This window comes from Veillonella sp. 27098_8_77, assembly GCF_041431535.1.
Classification (GTDB): domain Bacteria; phylum Bacillota; class Negativicutes; order Veillonellales; family Veillonellaceae; genus Veillonella.
This window is the reverse complement of record NZ_JAPVXW010000008.1, coordinates 32,212-50,128: the sequence shown is the minus strand read 5'-3', so window position 1 is coordinate 50,128 and position 17,917 is coordinate 32,212. Positions and strand designations below refer to the sequence as shown.

The window sequence follows — 17,917 nt, the reverse complement described above, 5'->3', positions numbered from 1 at the left end:
CAGCACAAACCAATATACAGTTTGTGCTTACATTCAAAATCATATTTATTTAATTTATTCTATACCAATTATTTCGTTTTCTTAGAATCTCGAATAACCTCTTTAGCTAATTTTGTGTATACAGCCGCACCCTTTGATTTCGGATCATATACAATAATCGGTTCCCCATAACTAGGCGCTTCACTGAGGCGAACATTTCGTGGAATAATTGTTTTATACACCTTAGTGCCAAAGAACGATTTTACCTCATCTGCCACTTGGACAGACAAGTTAGTACGGCCATCAAACATGGTGAGTAACACACCTTCAATTACAAGTTCTTTATTAGATGTTTGTTGCACGATTGTAATCGTCTTAACAAGTTGGCTAACACCTTCCAAGGCGTAGAATTCAGTTTGAATAGGAATCAAAACACTATCAGCCGCTGTGAAAGCATTCAATGTTAGCAAACCAAGAGATGGCGGGCAATCAATGATAATAAAATCATACTCATCGCGTACAGAAGCAATGGATTTTTTCAAAATTGTTTCACGTGAAACAATTCCTACTAATTCCACTTCAGCACCAGCCAATTGAATCGTTGCAGGCGCTACAAAAAGCTTTTTAAGCATTGTAGGTTGAATAACATTAACGATGTCTTCACCATCTATCAACACATCGTGAATACATAATTCCAAATCATCTTTCTCAATGCCTAATCCAGAACTAGCATTACCCTGCGGATCCAAATCTATTAATAACACCTTTTTGCCTGCATCAGCTAAACAAGCACTGAGATTAACAGATGTTGTAGTCTTTCCTACACCGCCTTTTTGATTAGTAATCGCTATTACTTTGCCCACAAAATTCACCTCAACTTTACGTTCGAAAATATTTCATTTCATTATAACATAGGGCACGCAAAAGAAATAGAACTTTATAGGTACGACCATCATTTTTCAAATAAAATCTAAAAACAAATAAGAATGTTTCACGTGAAACATTCCAAAAACATATATTCACCAACATGATATAAGAACGTATAAATTTATTTGATTACGTATTATGACTTAGTAGATTTACACCATTGAGTATAAAATAATTACATATAACTTTTTTCTATGGACGCACCCTAATAAATTATATGAAGCTATAGCCTTTACAGTATATATAGATATATTTATACTTATAAAAGACAGTATTTTAATAGGTTTAACATTTTAACCATACAATCTATTTTATTTTTAAAGGAGGCGTTTCACATGCCCATTTATAACGGAATGCTTCCCGTCATCAACAAGGATGAAGTAAAGCGATATGCAGGACTTCGTCATGCCGAAGATTTTCCAGAAAAATTCGTTGACGAAGCTTGTAAAGAAATCCAATTATTAGCGACGCCAAAAGGTGTCTACCAAGAATATGATTACGATGCGGAAAATAAAGTTATTTTAAGTAATCCGCCGCTCAAAATTGAAGGATCTATCATTGAAAAACACCTTGAAAAATCAACGAAGGTGTATGTGCTAGGTGTTACGGTCGGTGAAGATGTTGAAAAACGTAGCGAACAGCTATTCAAACAAGGTAACTACACCGTAGGTCTATTACTAGATGCAGCTGCAACAACGGCAGTTGAACAAGTGGCTGACCAAGTTAATGAGGTAATCAATAACATTGCTAAGAAACAAGGTTATGCACCTACATGGCGTTTTAGCCCAGGCTATGGCAACTGGCCTTTAGAAATTCAACCTCAACTTGGCAAAATCATCAAAACCGAACAAATTGGCCTACAAGTTACAGAAAACTTCTTATTATTTCCAAGAAAATCCGTAACAGCTATTATCGGTTTAATGCCAGGAGACCAATGCTTGACAACAAAACGCGGTTGTAGTTCTTGCTCACAAAAAGATTGCCAATCAAGAAAACTTCCAGAAAAAGCATCAGCTCCAAAACCAGAAACAAGCAAAACAACAGCCGAAACATCTGGTATAGCTATGAAAGCACAACCAACAGAATAAATTTTTAACACACGATGTTTCACGTGAAACATTACCTTGTACATCTGTACCATTGTACCCATGTGCTAGCAAAAATGTTTCACGTGAAACAATCTATTTATGATAATAAAAAGATGCAATTATGATGATGAACAACGAGATTGTAAGCCCGCATATACAAGCAGCTAACAGATTTTGTGAATAAACATTACTTTCACAGCGACTTTGGCCCTGCGGAGCCCGAAGGGCGGAGACAGACCCGGCCGGTGGAGCGAGAAAGTAATGTTTATTCACAGCTCTACTGTTTATCTATAATAGGCGGGCTAACATCACAGGGTTCATATATCAGTAATTGCATCTATTATATAAAGGATGATTCACATGTACATTTTTGACGGCGCTATGGGTACAATGCTCCAAGCAGCAGGCCTAGAAGAGGGCTATTGCCCAGAATTATTTAACGTGGAACGACCAGAAGTGGTAAAAAATATCCACGCACAATATTTACAACATGGTAGTGATGTAATTACTACTAATACATTTGGCGCATGCGGCCTTAAATTAGAAGATTACGATTTACAAGATCGTGTAAAAGAAATAAATATAGCAGCTGTAAAGGTTGCCAAAGAAGCAATTGCAGAGTTCAAGCCATCCGCTCGCGTAGCTGGTTCTATGGGCCCTACAGGACGTTTTTTACAACCTTTGGGTAATATGAGCTTTGATTCTATTTACGATACATATAGAGAACAAGCAAAGGCTTTGATTGAAGGCGGCGTTGATTTCATCATTATTGAAACGATTATTGACGTACAAGAAATGCGTGCCGCTCTATTAGCATCTTTGGATGCTCGTGAAGCAGCAGGTAAGACAAAAGAAGATATACAAATCATATGTCAATTTTCTTTCAGTGAAGACGGCCGTACCATTACAGGCACACCTCCAGAAGTCGCTACTACAATCGTAGAAGCAATGGGGGCCGATATCATCGGTATTAACTGTTCTCTTGGACCTGAACAAATCACACCGCTCATTGAAAAAATCGCTAGTGTTACTAATTTACCAATCATCTGCCAACCAAATGCAGGTATGCCACAACTCATTAACAAGCAAACGGTATTTCCGCTTTCAGCAGACGACATGGGCCCATTGATGATTCCAATCGTTGACGCAGGTGCAAGCTATGTAGGTGGCTGCTGCGGTACAACACCAGCGCATATCCAATCAATTTCTGACGCTGTGAATGCACATACGCCTAAGGAACGTGCTCATATTGAGCCTAAAACAGTGATTACAAGCCGTACAAAATTGCTTGAATTAGGTCATAATGTTAAACCGTTGATTATCGGCGAACGTATCAATCCAACAGGCCGTAAGGTGCTTGCTCAAGAGCTACGCGACGGTTCTTTCATCCGTGTAAAACGCGACGCCTTAGACCAAGTAGAAGCAGGTGCAGATATTCTAGATGTAAATATGGGTGTAGCCGGTATGGATCAAACACCTTTGATGGAAAAAGCCATCTTTGAATTATCCATGCTTGTGGAAACGCCATTATCCATCGATACATTGGATCCTAAAGCCATGGAGGTAGCCCTTAAAAACTATCCAGGCCGCGCACTTATCAACTCGGTAAACGGCGAAGAAGAGTCCATCACACACGTTATGCCATTGGCTAAACGCTATGGCGCTGCATTGCTTTGCTTACCAATCTGCAGTGGCGATTTGCCTGAAAAGGCTGAGGATCGCGTTGCTTTGGCTGAAAGCATCGTAAATCGTGCATATGGGTATGGTTTACAACCACACGACCTCTTGCTTGACCCATTGGTATTAACACTTGCTAGTGGTGAAGATAGTGCACGACAAACGCTTAGTACATTGCGTTTATATAAAGAAAAATTCGGTTTCCCAACTGTTATGGGCTTATCCAATATTTCCTTCGGCATGCCACAACGTCCATATTTAAATGGTCAATTCCTAACAATGGCACTTGCATCTGGCTTGACCACACCAATCATGAATCCGCTTAACTACGCAGCTAAAAAAGCATTTGTATCGAGCACCACATTACTTGGTTGGGATCCAGGTTCTGCTGAATTCATCAAAGAATATGGTTACGAAGACGAAACAACAGCACCAGGCAATGCGGCGCCAAAAGGTCCAGATAAAGCATCCTTTGACAGCAATGACCCATTAGCCAATATCCGCACTTGTGTAGAACAAGGCGAAAAGGAAGCCATTGTTGATCTTGTAAAAAAAGCATTAGCTGACGGCATGGACCCATTGGATATTACGAAAAAAGGGCTTTCAGAAGCCATGAACGTAGTAGGGGACAAATTCGGTTCCGGTAAATTGTTCTTACCACAAGTTATGCTCGCTGCCGAAACGATGCAGGCTGCTTTCAACACCATCAAAGAAATCATTCCTGCCAGCGACAGCTTAGATAAAGGAACCGTTGTTGTAGCCACGGTTAAGGGTGATATTCACGATTTGGGCAAGAATATCGTAGCTGCATTGCTCGAAAACAATGGTTATAAAATCGTCGATCTCGGCAAGGATGTTGACCCTGAGGTCATCGTACAAGCCATTAAAGACAACAAGGCGGCCCTCGTAGGCATTTGCTCCTTGATGACGACCACAATGCCTCAAATCGACAATACCATCGCTGCCATTCGTGCAGCAGGCCTTAAAACGAAGGTTATGGTTGGTGGCGCCGTAGTATCCCAAGATTACGCTGACCAAGCGGGCGCAGATATTTACGCCAAGGACGGCATCGCGGCGGTAAACCACGCGAACGATTTCTTTGAAACTTTGAAATAATAGCTAATCTAGACATATAATATAGATTATACTCATGGTGAAAGCCTAACATAATGCTCACATAACGCATGTAAGGCTTTCACCATACATAGAATAGATAAGAGGTATATGATGACATTACGTGAGAAACACCAAAACGGCCAGTTCACCATCACCGTTGAATTGGACCCACCTAAAAGCAGTTCTGCCCAAAAGGTTTTTGAACAAGCATCGCGCCTAAAAGGCAAGGTTGACGCCATAAACATTGCGGACAGCCCTATGTCTAAAATGCGCATGAGCCCTATTTCCTTGTCCTATTTATTGCAACATAATGAAGGCATTGAAACGATTTTCCACCTTACATGCCGTGACCGCAACATCATCGGTTTACAATCCGAATTGCTCGGTGCTGCAGCACTTGGTGTTAATAACATTTTGACACTGACAGGCGACAAACCGGACCATGGCGACCATCCATTTGCACAATCCGTATTTGAAGTTGACTGCATGGGCTTACTTAACATCGCAAAAACATTGAACGCAGGCAAGGACCTTGCTGGTAATGACCTTGATGAACCAACACATTTCTACATTGGCGCTACAGGCAATCCTGGTGCCCCTGATTTAGAAATCGAACGCCAAAAATTAGCTGCTAAAATCAAAAATGGTGCCCATTTCGTGCAAACACAACCTATCTATGATTTAGAACAAGCTAAACGCTATATCGACAAAATGTCTGAATTCAATGTACCTATTATGCTTGGTTTGATTCCTCTTAAAAGCTTCAAAATGGCTACATACCTTCATGAAAAAGTGCCTGGAATCAACCTTACTCAAGACATCCTTGACCGCGTAGAAAAAGGCGGCAAAGAAGCCGGTACAGAAATCGCCATCGAAACACTGGAACAAATCAAAAAAATTGCTGCAGGCGTACATATCATGCCGCTTAATGATATAGATACGACTTTGCATATTATTGATCACGTGTAATCTTTAAATACAATAGTAAACGGAATGTCCTCCCAAAACCTCCACCGGCCGGGTCTGACTACGCCCTTCGGGCTTCGCAGGGCCAAAGTCGGTTTTGGAAGGACATTCCGTTTCGTTATACTATAAAAAATAGACCATTCCAAAAACGATTTCGGGCTCCGCGAAGCGCAGTAGCGTATCGGCTTTTGGGATGGTCTATTTTTTATAACGGTTTATCTTTGATTTCTTTTGGTTTTCTAGGATATTTCCCAGGTGTTTTTCCTGTTTTCTTAATGTACACGATAGCTCGTTTATCATCCAATGACGGTAAGGTCACCGTTCTTACGTCTTCAATAGATGCTTTTAGTGTGCTAAGGGCTTTCTTAGATTCACTAACTTCTTCTTCGTAGATGGCGCCTTTTAAAGCGATAACATAGCCGCCTTGTTTAACGTATGGCACGGTCCATTCTAATAAGATTGGTAATCTTGCAACGGCACGGCTTGTGGCAATATCAAAGCTTTCACGATAGTCCTGATGACTCAAATCCTCAGCGCGTCCATGTAAGGTCTTGCAATTCGTCAATTGCAATTCGTCGATAACGGTCTCAAGGAAGGTAAGGCGTTTCTTGAGTGAATCAAACAAGGTTACGTGCAAGGTTCTATCATAAATGGCCAATGGGATACCAGGAAATCCTGCACCGGTTCCGACGTCAATAATAGAGGAACCAGATTTGATAATTTTCGGATCATAACAAGATAGGGAATCAATCATGTGCTTGACCACGACATCCTTCATATCCGTAATGCCCGTCAAGTTGAGGTATTTATTTGTTTCAATCATGCGTGCATAGTACACGTAGAAATCTTTTGCTTGCTGCTGTGTGCATGGCAATCCAAATGCTGCCATTTGTGAAAGCATATATTCTACAAACTCAGATTCACTAGCGATAGGCACATCATATTTTTCTTTCATCGGTGCTCCTAACTATATGTATGTAATTTAAGCTAAAATTCATTTATTTGCGCTGTAAGACCTGTTTATGTATTTTTAGGATAACTTATATATAAAATACTTAAAAAAGAGCATACAAGCGAAATATAAGAGTCATATTTATATCTATTATACCATATTCTCAATACACTCTCATTTATTACATAGATAAAAGTGCAAAAAGAGGGGGTGCACATAAAAATCTTATATTAATATGATTCTATTAACGATATTCTCAATTAATTATATAATTTGATAATAGATAGTAAATTTTATTTCCTATATGAAAATATCTTCATTTTATCTTATAATTTGTCTTTTCTGTGTGTACATCTTATGTACGCCAAGAATGTACAAAATTTTATTTTTACATATATTACAGTTATAAATATTCATATATTTATGCAAAGATTTATTTGTTATATTTGTAAAACTAATACTTGTAAAAATATATATCAAGGTATATACTTTTCTTAACAAGGAGGTGATATGTATGACCACAGCAAAGCTATTTGAAAATGGCCGTAGCCAGGCTGTACGATTACCAAAAGAGTATCGGTTTAATGGTGATGAAGTAATCATCAACAAAGTAGGCAATATAGTCTTACTAATGCCAAAAGATGATGAGTGGGCAGGTTTTGTAACAGGCTTATCATTATTTACAGATGATTTTATGTGTAACGGACGGGAAGAAATCGATCATCAGGAGCGTGAAACTTTATGAAGTATATGTTAGATACAAATATTTGTATTTATGCTATCAAACAAGAGCCAGAAGTTGTACTACAAAAAATTTTAAAACATCATCCATCAGATATATGCATTTCATCAATTACATATGCTGAATTAATGCATGGTGTTGAAAAAAGCCAAGCCAAAGATAAAAATAGGTTAGCACTAACGCTTTTATTATCGCCTATAGAAATTGTTGATTTCGACAGTCATGCTGCTGAGGAATATGGAAAGATAAAAGCTGATTTACAATCACAAGAAAAAATTATTGGTCCTATGAATTTACTCATAGCTAGCCATGCTAAATCGAAAGGTCTAACTATTGTAACTAACAATACAAAAGAATTCAAAAGAGTTAATCATTTAAATGTAGAAGATTGGTCTAAACCATTAAGCTAATACAACCTAAACCAATACAAAAAAGCTAGTTAATCAGAACGATTAGCTAGCTTTTTCTATTATGTAATTGCTTATCGCAATTATTTACTTCTATTATATTGTTCTAGTTGAATCAACAGTACAGACACATCCGCCGGGGATACGCCAGAGATACGGCTGGCTTGACCGATGGAGTGAGGGCGGATTTTGTTAAGTTTTTGTTGCGCTTCAAGGGAGATACCCTTAATTTCTGTATAGTCCCATTCTTTTGGAAGAATTTTTTCTTCCAGTTTGCGAACCTTTTCTACTTGTTCCATTTGCTTTTTGATGTAACCTTCGTAGGTAATAGCAATATCCATAGCTTCTTCTACGTCAGGTGTAAAGCGTTTTAAGCCGAATGCATCGGCTACGGTTGCATAGGAGAGTTCGTTACGTTTTACCAAATCGTATGCGCGAATGCCTGTCTTGATAGGGGCTGTGCCTAGACTTTCAAGTAAAGCTTGCATTTCCTTAGATGGATTGACAGGTGTGTTTCTCAACAATTCCATACCTTCTTCAATAGCCGCCTTTTTAGCTGTAAATTTAGCCCAACGATCGTCTTTCACAAGGCCGATTTCACGACCTTTTTCAGTGAGACGCATATCTGCATTATCTTGACGAAGCAATAGACGATATTCGCTGCGGCTCGTCATCATGCGGTACGGTTCGTTGGTACCTTTTGTTACGAGATCATCGATAAGAACGCCAATGTATGCTTCGGAGCGAGCGAGGATGAAAGGATCCTTACCTTCGAGCCACAAGCCTGCGTTAATACCCGCCATAAGGCCTTGTGCAGCTGCTTCTTCATAACCAGAGGTACCATTGGCTTGACCTGCAGAGTAGAGGCCTTCAATGTGTTTCACTTGAAGAGCTGGCGTCAATTGTGTAGGGTTCAAGCAATCGTATTCAATAGCATAGGCAGGGCGCATGATTTCGACATTTTCAAGGCCAGGAATGGTGCGAAGGAATGCATATTGTACGTCCATAGGAAGGGATGTACTCATACCTTGCACATACATTTCATTTGTGCCCGTGCCTTCCGGTTCTACAAACAATTGATGACGTTCTTTATCGGCAAAGCGTACCACCTTATCTTCGATAGAAGGGCAGTAGCGCGGGCCAACGCCTTCGATTTTACCGCTATACATCGGAGCGCGATGAATATTGCTTTTAATAATGTCATGCGTTTCCTTATTCGTATACGTCAACCAACACACATCTTCGTTACGGTTGATCCATTCGTCCATAAAAGAAAATGCATGATGATGTGCATCGCCCTCTTGAACGGCCATATTTTCAATATTGAGCGTCCGTTTATCTACGCGCGCTGGTGTGCCAGTCTTAAAGCGCATCAATTCAACACCATTATCCAATAGGGATTGAGAGAATTGTTCCGCTACCCGTTGACCATTTGGACCACCTACATAGTCGATATCGCCGATGAGGATTTTGCCTTTCAAATAGGTACCTGTACAAAGAATAACGGCCTTAGCACCATAGAATTCACCAAGTTCCGTAACAATGCCCGTTACCTTGCCATCCTCAACCTTAAGTTCGGTCACCATGATTTGCTTAACATTGAGATTATCCGTATTTTCTAAGGTATGTTTCATCAAATGTTGGTATTTGATTTTATCCGATTGGCAGCGCAAAGAATGCACGGCAGGGCCTTTCCCCATGTTGAGCATACGCATTTGAATGGCCGTAGCATCCGCATTGATACCCATTTGACCGCCCAATGCATCAAGCTCATACACAAGATGGCTTTTACCAGGACCGCCAACGGCAGGGTTGCACGGCATAAGTGCAATATTATCCAAACTGATGGTCGCCATCAACGTGCGATGACCCATGCGGGCGCAGGCGAGAGCCGCCTCACAACCAGCATGACCGCCACCGATGACGATGACATCATAATTATCTACAGTATACATATCTATTGAATTCCTTATATTTATTACTTATTTTGAAAGTTTATTTTACTTACCGAGGCAAAAACGACTGAATAGTTCATCAATCATGCTTTCACGAATGGTATCGCCCGTAATATCGCCCAGTAGTTCCCAAGCGCTGCGCAAGTCGGTCGCTACAAAATCCACCGGCATCCCCATGTCGATGGAGGAGATGGCTTGTTCTACTTGAGCCTTTGCTTGTTCCATGAGGCTAATGTGGCGCACGTTACTGATCATAGCACTGTTATCTTGTTTTACTCGACCACCGTAGACGAGTTCTTGTACCCATTTGGAAAGAACCGCAGAGCCTTCGCCGTCTTTAGCGCTGATGCGTTCGATGGCCGTAAAGGTTCCATGTTCTTCGATATTTTCGTCTGTAACGACTTGTGCCACATCGGACTTGTTAAGGAGTACGATGGTATTCAAACCGCTCACAGAAGTCAAAATTTCGATTTCTTCAGGAATCAATGGGGTAGACCCGTCGATCACGCAGAGCACGATGTCTGCTTTGTTGATATAATCACGTGCACGCTCCACACCTAGGGCCTCTACCGTATCTTGAGTATCTCGAATACCCGCCGTATCAATGAGTCGTAGAGAAATGCCTTCTATGGTCATGTATTCTTCAATGCTATCCCGTGTCGTACCAGGAATATCCGTTACAATAGCGCGGTTTTCGCGCAATAAAGCATTCATGAGGCTCGATTTACCCGCATTTGGACGACCTACAATAACCGTCGTAATACCGTCGCGAATAAGGCGGCCTGTATTGGCTGTGGACAAGAGTTCATCCATAGCTTTCAAAATAGGCTCAAGCTGCTCACGAACCTCTTGGCTCGTTACGTCCTCGATATCCTCTTCAGGATAGTCGATAGTTACCTCTAAATGAGCAATCATGGCGATGAGCTGTTCACGCACATCTTTCACAAAGGACGAAACGGTCCCATCTAGCTGAGATACAGCAAGGGAGAGGGAGTCCTCCGTTTTTGCTTCAATAATATCAATAATCGCCTCCGCTTGGGTTAGGTCGATACGCCCATTCATAAAGGCGCGCTTCGTAAATTCTCCGGCCTCGGCCATGCGCACATCGTGATTAACGAGCAATTTCAAAATTTGTCGAACCGGCACAATGCCGCCGTGACACTGAATTTCCACCACATCTTCCGCTGTGTAGGAATGGGGGCCCTTCATTAACAACACAAGAACCTCGTCGATGGTCTTGTTCGTCGCTGGATCCACAATAGTCCCGTATTGAATCGTTCTATTTTGGCGGTCCATCAACGGAACCGTGCCAGCGCTCTTGAACAGGCTATTTACAATAGGAAAACTATCCTTGCCGCTGACCCGAATAATACCAACCCCGCCGATGCCAGGCGGCGTCGCAATGGCCGCTATTGTATCATCTATATACATAAAAATCTCCGTACTTCGAATATCTTTAATTTCTTCGCCTGTGAAAGTTAAACTAAACCAATCTTACCAATGCGAAGATTACCTTAGGTTAGCTTTCACCATAACCTATTGATTGCGATAACATTGATGTTTCGATAACCTCCACCGGCCAGATCTGACTACGCCCTACGGGCTCCGCAGGGCCAAAGTCGGTTTCGAAACATCAACGTTATCACTTATCATTATTTTGTTTAGTGGAGGTTATCAGAATGCCACCGCCACCAAACACTTTTATTTTTTGTAAGAGATCACAATATGGCGGAATGGTTCATCACCAGCGGATTCTGTGACGATGTTTTTATCATCATGCAACGCGGTATGAATGATTTTGCGTTCAAATGCATTCATAGGTTCTAAGGAAACCTTTTGACGGTTACGTTTTACCTTAGAAGCAAGGCGTTTTGCAAGGTTGATCAACGTTTCTTCACGACGAGCGCGGTAATTTTCCACATCCACCACGATGTGACAATGGCCAGACACCTCTTTGTGAGCCACCAAATTCGTTAAATATTGGATAGCATCAAGGGTTTGACCGTGTTTACCAATCAAGATACCAAGGTCTTCACCATGTACTTGGAATGTGATTTTATCAGCGGTAAACATCTTTTCAATCATCACGATAAGGCCCATTTGAGCAAACATCTTTTCAAGGAATTCCTTACCTTTTTCAGCGATGATTTGTTGTGTTTCTTTTGAAAGCTCTTGTTTAGCTTTCACAGATACCGGAGAATCATCAACAGATTCAGCCACATCGCGTTCATCAGTCGCAACAGGCGCATCCGATACAGCATCAGAAGTCTCAGCGATGACTTCTTTTTCTTCTTCCGTAGCCGTAGCTGCTACCGTTGTATAGAACAAACGAACCACAGCTGGTTTACGGCCAATACCTAAAAAACCATTAGAAGGTTGTTCAATAACCTTTGTTTCTACCAATTCACGGCCATCTATAGAAAGTTCTGCAACCCCTTTAGCGATGGCATCTTCAATTGTTTTAGCAGATACATCGATAAATTCCATAGTGCCTCCTATTTATTAGCTTCTAAGCCCTTGTAAATGAAATGTTGTTGCACCAATTGGAACACATTGGATACAATCCAGTAAATAACAAGACCAGATGGGAAATTCAAGGAAATGTAACCGATGAACAATGGCATAAAGATTTGCATAATCTTTTGTTGTTGTGCAGCGGCACCACTAGCACCCATACCAGTTTGTCTGGACATGATCCATGTGGACAAAGCACTCAATACTGGCAAGATATAGTATGGATCTGATGCGCCAAGGCTTGGAAGCCACAAGAAATGTTCAAATTCAGGATTGTAAGGATATCCTTGCAATGCGTAGAAAATAGCGATCAAGAACGGCATTTGCACCAATAAAGGCAAGCAGCCAGCCAATGGGTTTACGCCCATTTCTTTGTACATAGCGCCCATCTCAGCTTGTAAACGTTGAGGATCGTTTTTGTATTTTTCTTGAAGCTCTTTCATGCGAGGTTGTAACTCTTGCATTGCTTTCATAGATTTAATTTGTTTTACTGTCAACGGCGCTAAAATCGCTTTAATAATGACAGTAATGATGATAATAGCCACCCCATAGCTTGGGAAGCCGACCATGTCAGTGAAGTTGAAAGCATATGTCACAAGTGTGCGCATAAATTCAACTAGATAGTTAAAAATTTCCATTGTTTCTCCTTCGAGTGCAGGTCTAAATTGGGTTCCTTCGCGCATCCATATATCGTTATGGTATGGTCTAAATTTCATCCATACAGATGCTCAGGTATTTCCAAAACTGTGCTCGCTTAGACGACTATTGTTGGTGAAAGCCCTAACTAGCGTTAGCTTTCACCAACACCAATCTACGGAACGGGATCATACCCGCCCTTGTGGAATGGATGACAACGCAAAATGCGTTTTAGCCCAAGCCAGCTACCTTTCAAAGGCCCATATTTTTCAATGGCCTGCAGAGTATATGTGGAACAAGTGGGATAATATCGGCAACATCCCGGTTTGAGAGGGGAAATGGCAATCTGATAGAAGCGAATAACGAGCCATAAAACAAAGGTTACACCTCGTTTTACAAGATTTAATAAAGTTATACATGTATCTTTCATAGAATTCACCATGATTGGATTGGCGCATGTATCTAAGACAGTTCCACCAAATCCATATACCTCATAATACGCGAATAGGACCAAAGCATAGCGCTGTCCATGCTTGTGGTCCTATATAGGATTATACTAAGAGCTTGCTTTTACGCAATAAGTACAGTATTTCCTTTTCCGCTCGTTCATAGGTTGCGTCCTTCAGAGGGCCACGTCCAACGATAACAATATGATATCCTTCGCGAATTTGATGCTGATTGAGGCGATATACCTCTTTCATAAGGCGACGTGCTCTGTTGCGTTCAACCGCACAACCCACCTTCTTACCCGTCACAAATCCGATACGAGTCTTTTGCTTCGCTACAGGCATACGATATAACACGCATAGGCGTCCTACCTCGTACTTACCATGCTTATATACAAGGCGATATTCATTATTGTTTATAATACGTCTCGTTTTATCTAAGCGGTAATCCATTGTATCGTCCGAGTCCTATAGAATAGAAAAACTTGGCAAGAGCGCCAAGTTTTCTGAAAGCTCTTGCTGAGCCATTATATTATGCAGATAAGCGTTTTCTGCCTTTAGCACGTCTTCTTTTTAATACGAGACGGCCACCGATAGTTTTCATGCGTTCACGGAAACCATGGGTACGTTTTCTCCAAAGAGTATTTGGTTGATATGTACGTTTCATTAGTAAAACACCTCCTCGTTTTATATTTGTTTTACTTATACCATAACAGGGTAATTATAGAGGGAAAACGCAAATCTGTCAATAAAAAACAGGGCTTTCTATATATATTTATATAAAAAAGATATGGTGTTTAGATTAAACTCTACAAGTGTAATTTGTTTGCCAGTAATATTACTACATTTAAGTAATGAGGGTTGCCTACTATTTTCTCGCTCCACCGGCCGGGTCTGACTCCGGCCTACGGCCTCCGAAGGGCGTAGTCAGACCCGGCCGGTGGAGCTAAAAAGTAACCACCAAACCGGATTTAGATAAAAATGCTAAAATAAACAAATTCCATAAAAGTTATCCACAGACTCAATGACAATTCCCTTCATTTTTGGTACAATTATATATGAATTTGGTAAAAATTATATGTTTTAATAAGTTTTTTCGGATAGTTTAGAAAAGTTATCCACATTTTTTCTCTTTTAACCTGTGAATAGTATAAACTCAGTATTTATAAGGTTAGAAGGGAATTTTATTTTTTCTTATTCACAAGTTGTGCACAGGTTATTCACAGGGTTTTGTGGTTTTTCCACAGTTTTAGAATAAGTTATGCACATAATTACCAAAGTTATGCACAATTTTAATAAAAGTTATACACAAGAGGCACAACATGCAAGCAACTGATATTAATGATATATGGGAACATATATTACAAGTAGCGAAACAAACACTGCCACCTGCGATTTATTCAAGTTTAAGTACTTCTCTTATACCGATGAGTATAGATAATAATTCTATACACATTGGAGTTATGCAGAGTTTTATAAAAAACGTCATTGAATCTCAGCAAATGGTAAGTAAAATGTTAACAGATGCCATCCAGCAAGTGACGGGCAAGCAATTAAATATGGTGTTACTGGACGTATTTCCTCAAAAGGGAGAAACACCAGCACCGCCACAGGTAGCAGATACTTTCACAGGTAATACTACGGATAGTAGTGATACAGGTACAAGCACATTAACAAATACTACCGTAAGTGATATAGACAGTAGTATCGAAAAATCCTCAACACCTGCAAAGCAGAAGGTTCCATATCAAGAGGAGTTTTACACACCGGTGTACGCGGATCCTGTGTATATCCAGCGCAAAGAGGTGGATGAGTTAATTCCAGATGAGCCGATGTTTCCTGTAGAGCAGCCACAAACGGCGCAAACCTTGCAGTCTACGGATATTCCTATCGATTTATCATCGTCTCAGCTCAACAGAGGCTATCGATTTGATAATTACATTACAGGCAATTCAAACCGCATTCCTTTTGGGGCGGCCCAAAATGTGTCGGAACATCCAGGCGGCGATTATAATCCGCTATTTATCTACGGTCCATCCGGTCTTGGCAAAACGCATTTAATGCACGCTATCGGCAATGCCATCGTTGAAAGATATCCTAATCTCAAGGTGATGTGCACGACGAGCGAAAAGTTCATGAATTTATTCATCGAATCCATACGCAAGCGGCAAGGCGAGTTGTTCCGCAATACGTTCCGCAACATCGACGTATTGCTCATCGACGATATTCAGTTCTTAGAAAATAAAGAGGGCACGAAAACAGAGTTTTTCAACACCTTCAATGAATTATTGGACAATAACAAGCAAATCGTCCTCACCAGTGACACCATGCCAAACGATATGGATCAGTTCGAAGAACGCTTGCGTTCTAGATTCCAAGCGGGCTATGTGGCAACCATGGAAAATCCAGATTTGGAAACGCGTATCGCCATTTTAAAAGCCCTCGTTGAAAAGGAAAACAACAAGAATCGCAATCTCATTATCGACAACGATGCCATCAACTACGTGGCGTTGCAATTCGACGAAAACATCCGCGTACTACAAGGGGCTTTCAACAAGCTCATCGGTACGGCATCCTTGGAACAACGGACGAGCAGCATCGATTTGGAATACACGAAGAAAACATTATCCGACATCATCACGACGGAGCGCGTAACCCTCATCGATATCGAGTCCATTCAAGACTTTATCAGTACCTATTTCAACATTAAGAAACAAGATTTGTTAGGCAAGAAACGGAAGGCTCAATTCGCATTTCCACGGCAAATTGCCATGTATTTGTGCCGCGATGTAATTAATGAAAGCTACCCACAAATCGCAGCGGCTTTTTCTAGAGATCACACGACGATTTTGCATGCGTACGATAAGATTAGCAAAGAAATCGACAAGAATCCGGAAACAAAACAGATTATCCTAGACATCAAAGCAAAGCTTTCATCACTTAACTAAATCACTCAATTAAAATGGGTGTGGATAACTCTGTGGATATGTTGTGTATAAATCTGTGGATATGGCAGAAATCAATATTTTCTGTGACTATGTGGATAACCTAATACAAGGTATACACACACTTATCCACAACTGTGGAAACGCATAAAATCTAGAAAACTTTCACATGTACACACATTCACAGCGCCTACTACAAATACTACTAAACTAACAAACAAATCAAAAACATATCAGAAAACCGATCTATCGTTGATTATCTATAGAGGACCAACGAAAATCACACAACGAATATTACAAACAAGGAGAGTATTTACGTTATGAACATCAAATTTCCTAAGGCCAATCTCCAAAAAGCCATCAACGTTCTACAAAAAGTATCACAAAATAAGACAAGTTCAAATCTACCAGGTTCCATTTATATAACAACAAAGAACAATCAAGTGGAACTACAAGGCAACGATTTTGAATTGGGCATCAAATTAACAATTGACGCCGACATCCTAGAACCAGGTACATTAGTAGTTGCTTCTCGTTATTTCCAAGAATTAATCCGCAAATTACCAGGCGAAACGATTCAATTGAGCAAACCAGAGGATGGCAATACGCTAAAAATCACGTCCGGTTCCTCTGAATTTAATTTAGTAACCTTGCATCCAGATGATTTCTCCTTGGTAGAGCAAATTCACGACCAAGATTATGTAAATATCGATAGTCAAGCGATGAAAGAACTTATCGACCTTACGAACTATGCAGCGGCAAGCGACGATGATCGTCCTGTATTTGCCGGTGCTTTGCTCGAAATCAAAGATGCAAACGACAAAGAAGTAACCATGGTTGCTACCGATACACATCGCATGGCTGTTAAAAAGGTAACCATTGATGAACCTGCGACGTCCCCTATGCGTGTCATCATTCCAACAAAGGCTTTGGCAGAAGTATCTCGTTTATTGCCAACCGATAATCCTTCTATTATTAAAATCATTTGGAACCGCACACAAATCGTGTTCATGTTTGAATCCATCTATATCATTTCTCGCTTAATCGAAGGCACGTACCCAGAATATGAAAAGGTAATTCCTGCTCAATTCGATTCCAGTGCCGTTGTAGACCGCAAGGAATTTGCCGGTGCTGTTGATCGTGTATCCTTGTTAGCAAAGGATATGAGTTACAACGTTATTCGCTATGACTGGTCCGAAGAACAAGTGACTTTGTCCAGCCAAAATGCTGAAATTGGTATGGCGAAGGAAGAAATTCCTGTGGAATTTAAGGGCACTCCGTTCACGATTTCCTTTAATGGTCGTTATATTTCCGATATCTTGCGTCACAGCACAGGCGATAATATCCACATGTATTTAAAACAAAATGGTCCTGTTGTGATTCGCCAAGATAATAATCCGAACTATACGTACGTAGTTACACCTGTTCGTACGAATTCCTAATCGTTACATATGGTAATGTATTCTCATGTTTGTGAAAGCCAATTCTACGATTAGTTTTTATATTGAGAATTCAGTATGTACTTAAATAGATTATTGTATATTTATATGCATAAAAATTCATATTA

Annotated in this window: 16 protein-coding genes; 7 read left to right on the top strand and 9 right to left on the bottom strand. The window is 40.5% G+C overall.

All coding sequences use genetic code 11. The features are described from left to right. Positions 1-68: 68 nt before the first annotated feature. Positions 69-842, bottom strand: coding sequence for a ParA family protein (locus tag O3617_RS06175; RefSeq protein WP_371449168.1), 774 nt, complete (start codon positions 840-842; stop codon positions 69-71). Between the two features lie 399 nt (positions 843-1,241). Between O3617_RS06175 and O3617_RS06170 the strand changes: the two genes are divergently transcribed. The 3 genes from O3617_RS06170 (at position 1,242) to O3617_RS06160 (ending at position 5,756) form a co-directional block, all read left to right on the top strand. Further along, entirely contained in the window at positions 1,242-1,994 is a 753-nt protein-coding gene (locus O3617_RS06170; protein WP_371449167.1) for a methionine synthase, read from the top strand. Between the two features lie 360 nt (positions 1,995-2,354). After that, on the top strand, positions 2,355-4,787 hold the full coding sequence (locus O3617_RS06165) for a homocysteine S-methyltransferase family protein (protein WP_371449166.1): 2,433 nt from the start codon (positions 2,355-2,357) through the stop codon (positions 4,785-4,787). Positions 4,788-4,898: 111 nt separating this feature from the next. After that, the gene (locus tag O3617_RS06160) at positions 4,899-5,756 is read left to right on the top strand and encodes a methylenetetrahydrofolate reductase (protein ID WP_371449201.1); all 858 of its coding nucleotides are present in this window, start codon (positions 4,899-4,901) and stop codon (positions 5,754-5,756) included. Between the two features lie 202 nt (positions 5,757-5,958). Here O3617_RS06160 and rsmG read toward each other — a convergent pair whose 3' ends face one another. Next, positions 5,959-6,708 carry a 16S rRNA (guanine(527)-N(7))-methyltransferase RsmG gene (rsmG, locus tag O3617_RS06155; protein WP_371449165.1) on the bottom strand — a complete coding sequence of 250 codons (750 nt, stop codon included), beginning with the start codon at positions 6,706-6,708 and terminating at the stop codon, positions 5,959-5,961. 511 nt (positions 6,709-7,219) lie between these two features. Here rsmG and O3617_RS06150 point away from each other — a divergent pair. Beyond that, complete coding sequence (locus tag O3617_RS06150; RefSeq protein WP_371449164.1) at positions 7,220-7,450, top strand: antitoxin; 231 nt, start codon at positions 7,220-7,222, stop codon at positions 7,448-7,450. 5 nt (positions 7,451-7,455) lie between these two features. After that, positions 7,456-7,857 carry a type II toxin-antitoxin system VapC family toxin gene (locus O3617_RS06145; RefSeq protein WP_371449163.1) on the top strand — a complete coding sequence of 134 codons (402 nt, stop codon included), beginning with the start codon at positions 7,456-7,458 and terminating at the stop codon, positions 7,855-7,857. Between the two features lie 80 nt (positions 7,858-7,937). On the opposite strand, the gene mnmG is transcribed toward O3617_RS06145, so the two are convergent. The 7 genes from mnmG to rpmH all read right to left on the bottom strand — a co-directional run bounded on the left by mnmG (position 7,938) and on the right by rpmH (position 14,072). Further along, on the bottom strand, positions 7,938-9,809 hold the full coding sequence (gene mnmG / locus O3617_RS06140) for a tRNA uridine-5-carboxymethylaminomethyl(34) synthesis enzyme MnmG (RefSeq protein WP_371449162.1): 1,872 nt from the start codon (positions 9,807-9,809) through the stop codon (positions 7,938-7,940). Positions 9,810-9,854: 45 nt separating this feature from the next. Continuing rightward, entirely contained in the window at positions 9,855-11,240 is a 1,386-nt protein-coding gene (gene mnmE, locus O3617_RS06135) for a tRNA uridine-5-carboxymethylaminomethyl(34) synthesis GTPase MnmE (protein WP_371449161.1), read from the bottom strand. 270 nt (positions 11,241-11,510) lie between these two features. Next, positions 11,511-12,296, bottom strand: coding sequence for an RNA-binding cell elongation regulator Jag/EloR (gene jag, locus O3617_RS06130; RefSeq protein ID WP_371449160.1), 786 nt, complete (start codon positions 12,294-12,296; stop codon positions 11,511-11,513). 8 nt (positions 12,297-12,304) lie between these two features. Beyond that, positions 12,305-12,961, bottom strand: a complete 657-nt coding sequence (locus O3617_RS06125; RefSeq protein ID WP_371449200.1) for a YidC/Oxa1 family membrane protein insertase — start codon at positions 12,959-12,961, stop codon at positions 12,305-12,307. 173 nt (positions 12,962-13,134) lie between these two features. Then, the gene (yidD, locus tag O3617_RS06120; RefSeq protein WP_371449159.1) at positions 13,135-13,389 is read right to left on the bottom strand and encodes a membrane protein insertion efficiency factor YidD; all 255 of its coding nucleotides are present in this window, start codon (positions 13,387-13,389) and stop codon (positions 13,135-13,137) included. Between the two features lie 121 nt (positions 13,390-13,510). Then, a complete protein-coding gene (gene rnpA, locus O3617_RS06115) occupies positions 13,511-13,858 on the bottom strand; it encodes a ribonuclease P protein component (protein WP_005375872.1) in 348 nt (115 codons plus the stop codon). Between the two features lie 79 nt (positions 13,859-13,937). Beyond that, positions 13,938-14,072, bottom strand: coding sequence for a 50S ribosomal protein L34 (rpmH, locus tag O3617_RS06110; RefSeq protein ID WP_004692946.1), 135 nt, complete (start codon positions 14,070-14,072; stop codon positions 13,938-13,940). 655 nt (positions 14,073-14,727) lie between these two features. Between rpmH and dnaA the strand changes: the two genes are divergently transcribed. Then, positions 14,728-16,353, top strand: coding sequence for a chromosomal replication initiator protein DnaA (gene dnaA / locus O3617_RS06105; protein WP_371449158.1), 1,626 nt, complete (start codon positions 14,728-14,730; stop codon positions 16,351-16,353). Positions 16,354-16,670: 317 nt separating this feature from the next. After that, positions 16,671-17,792, top strand: a complete 1,122-nt coding sequence (gene dnaN, locus O3617_RS06100) for a DNA polymerase III subunit beta (protein WP_016476251.1) — start codon at positions 16,671-16,673, stop codon at positions 17,790-17,792. The last annotated feature ends 125 nt before the right edge of the window (positions 17,793-17,917 follow it).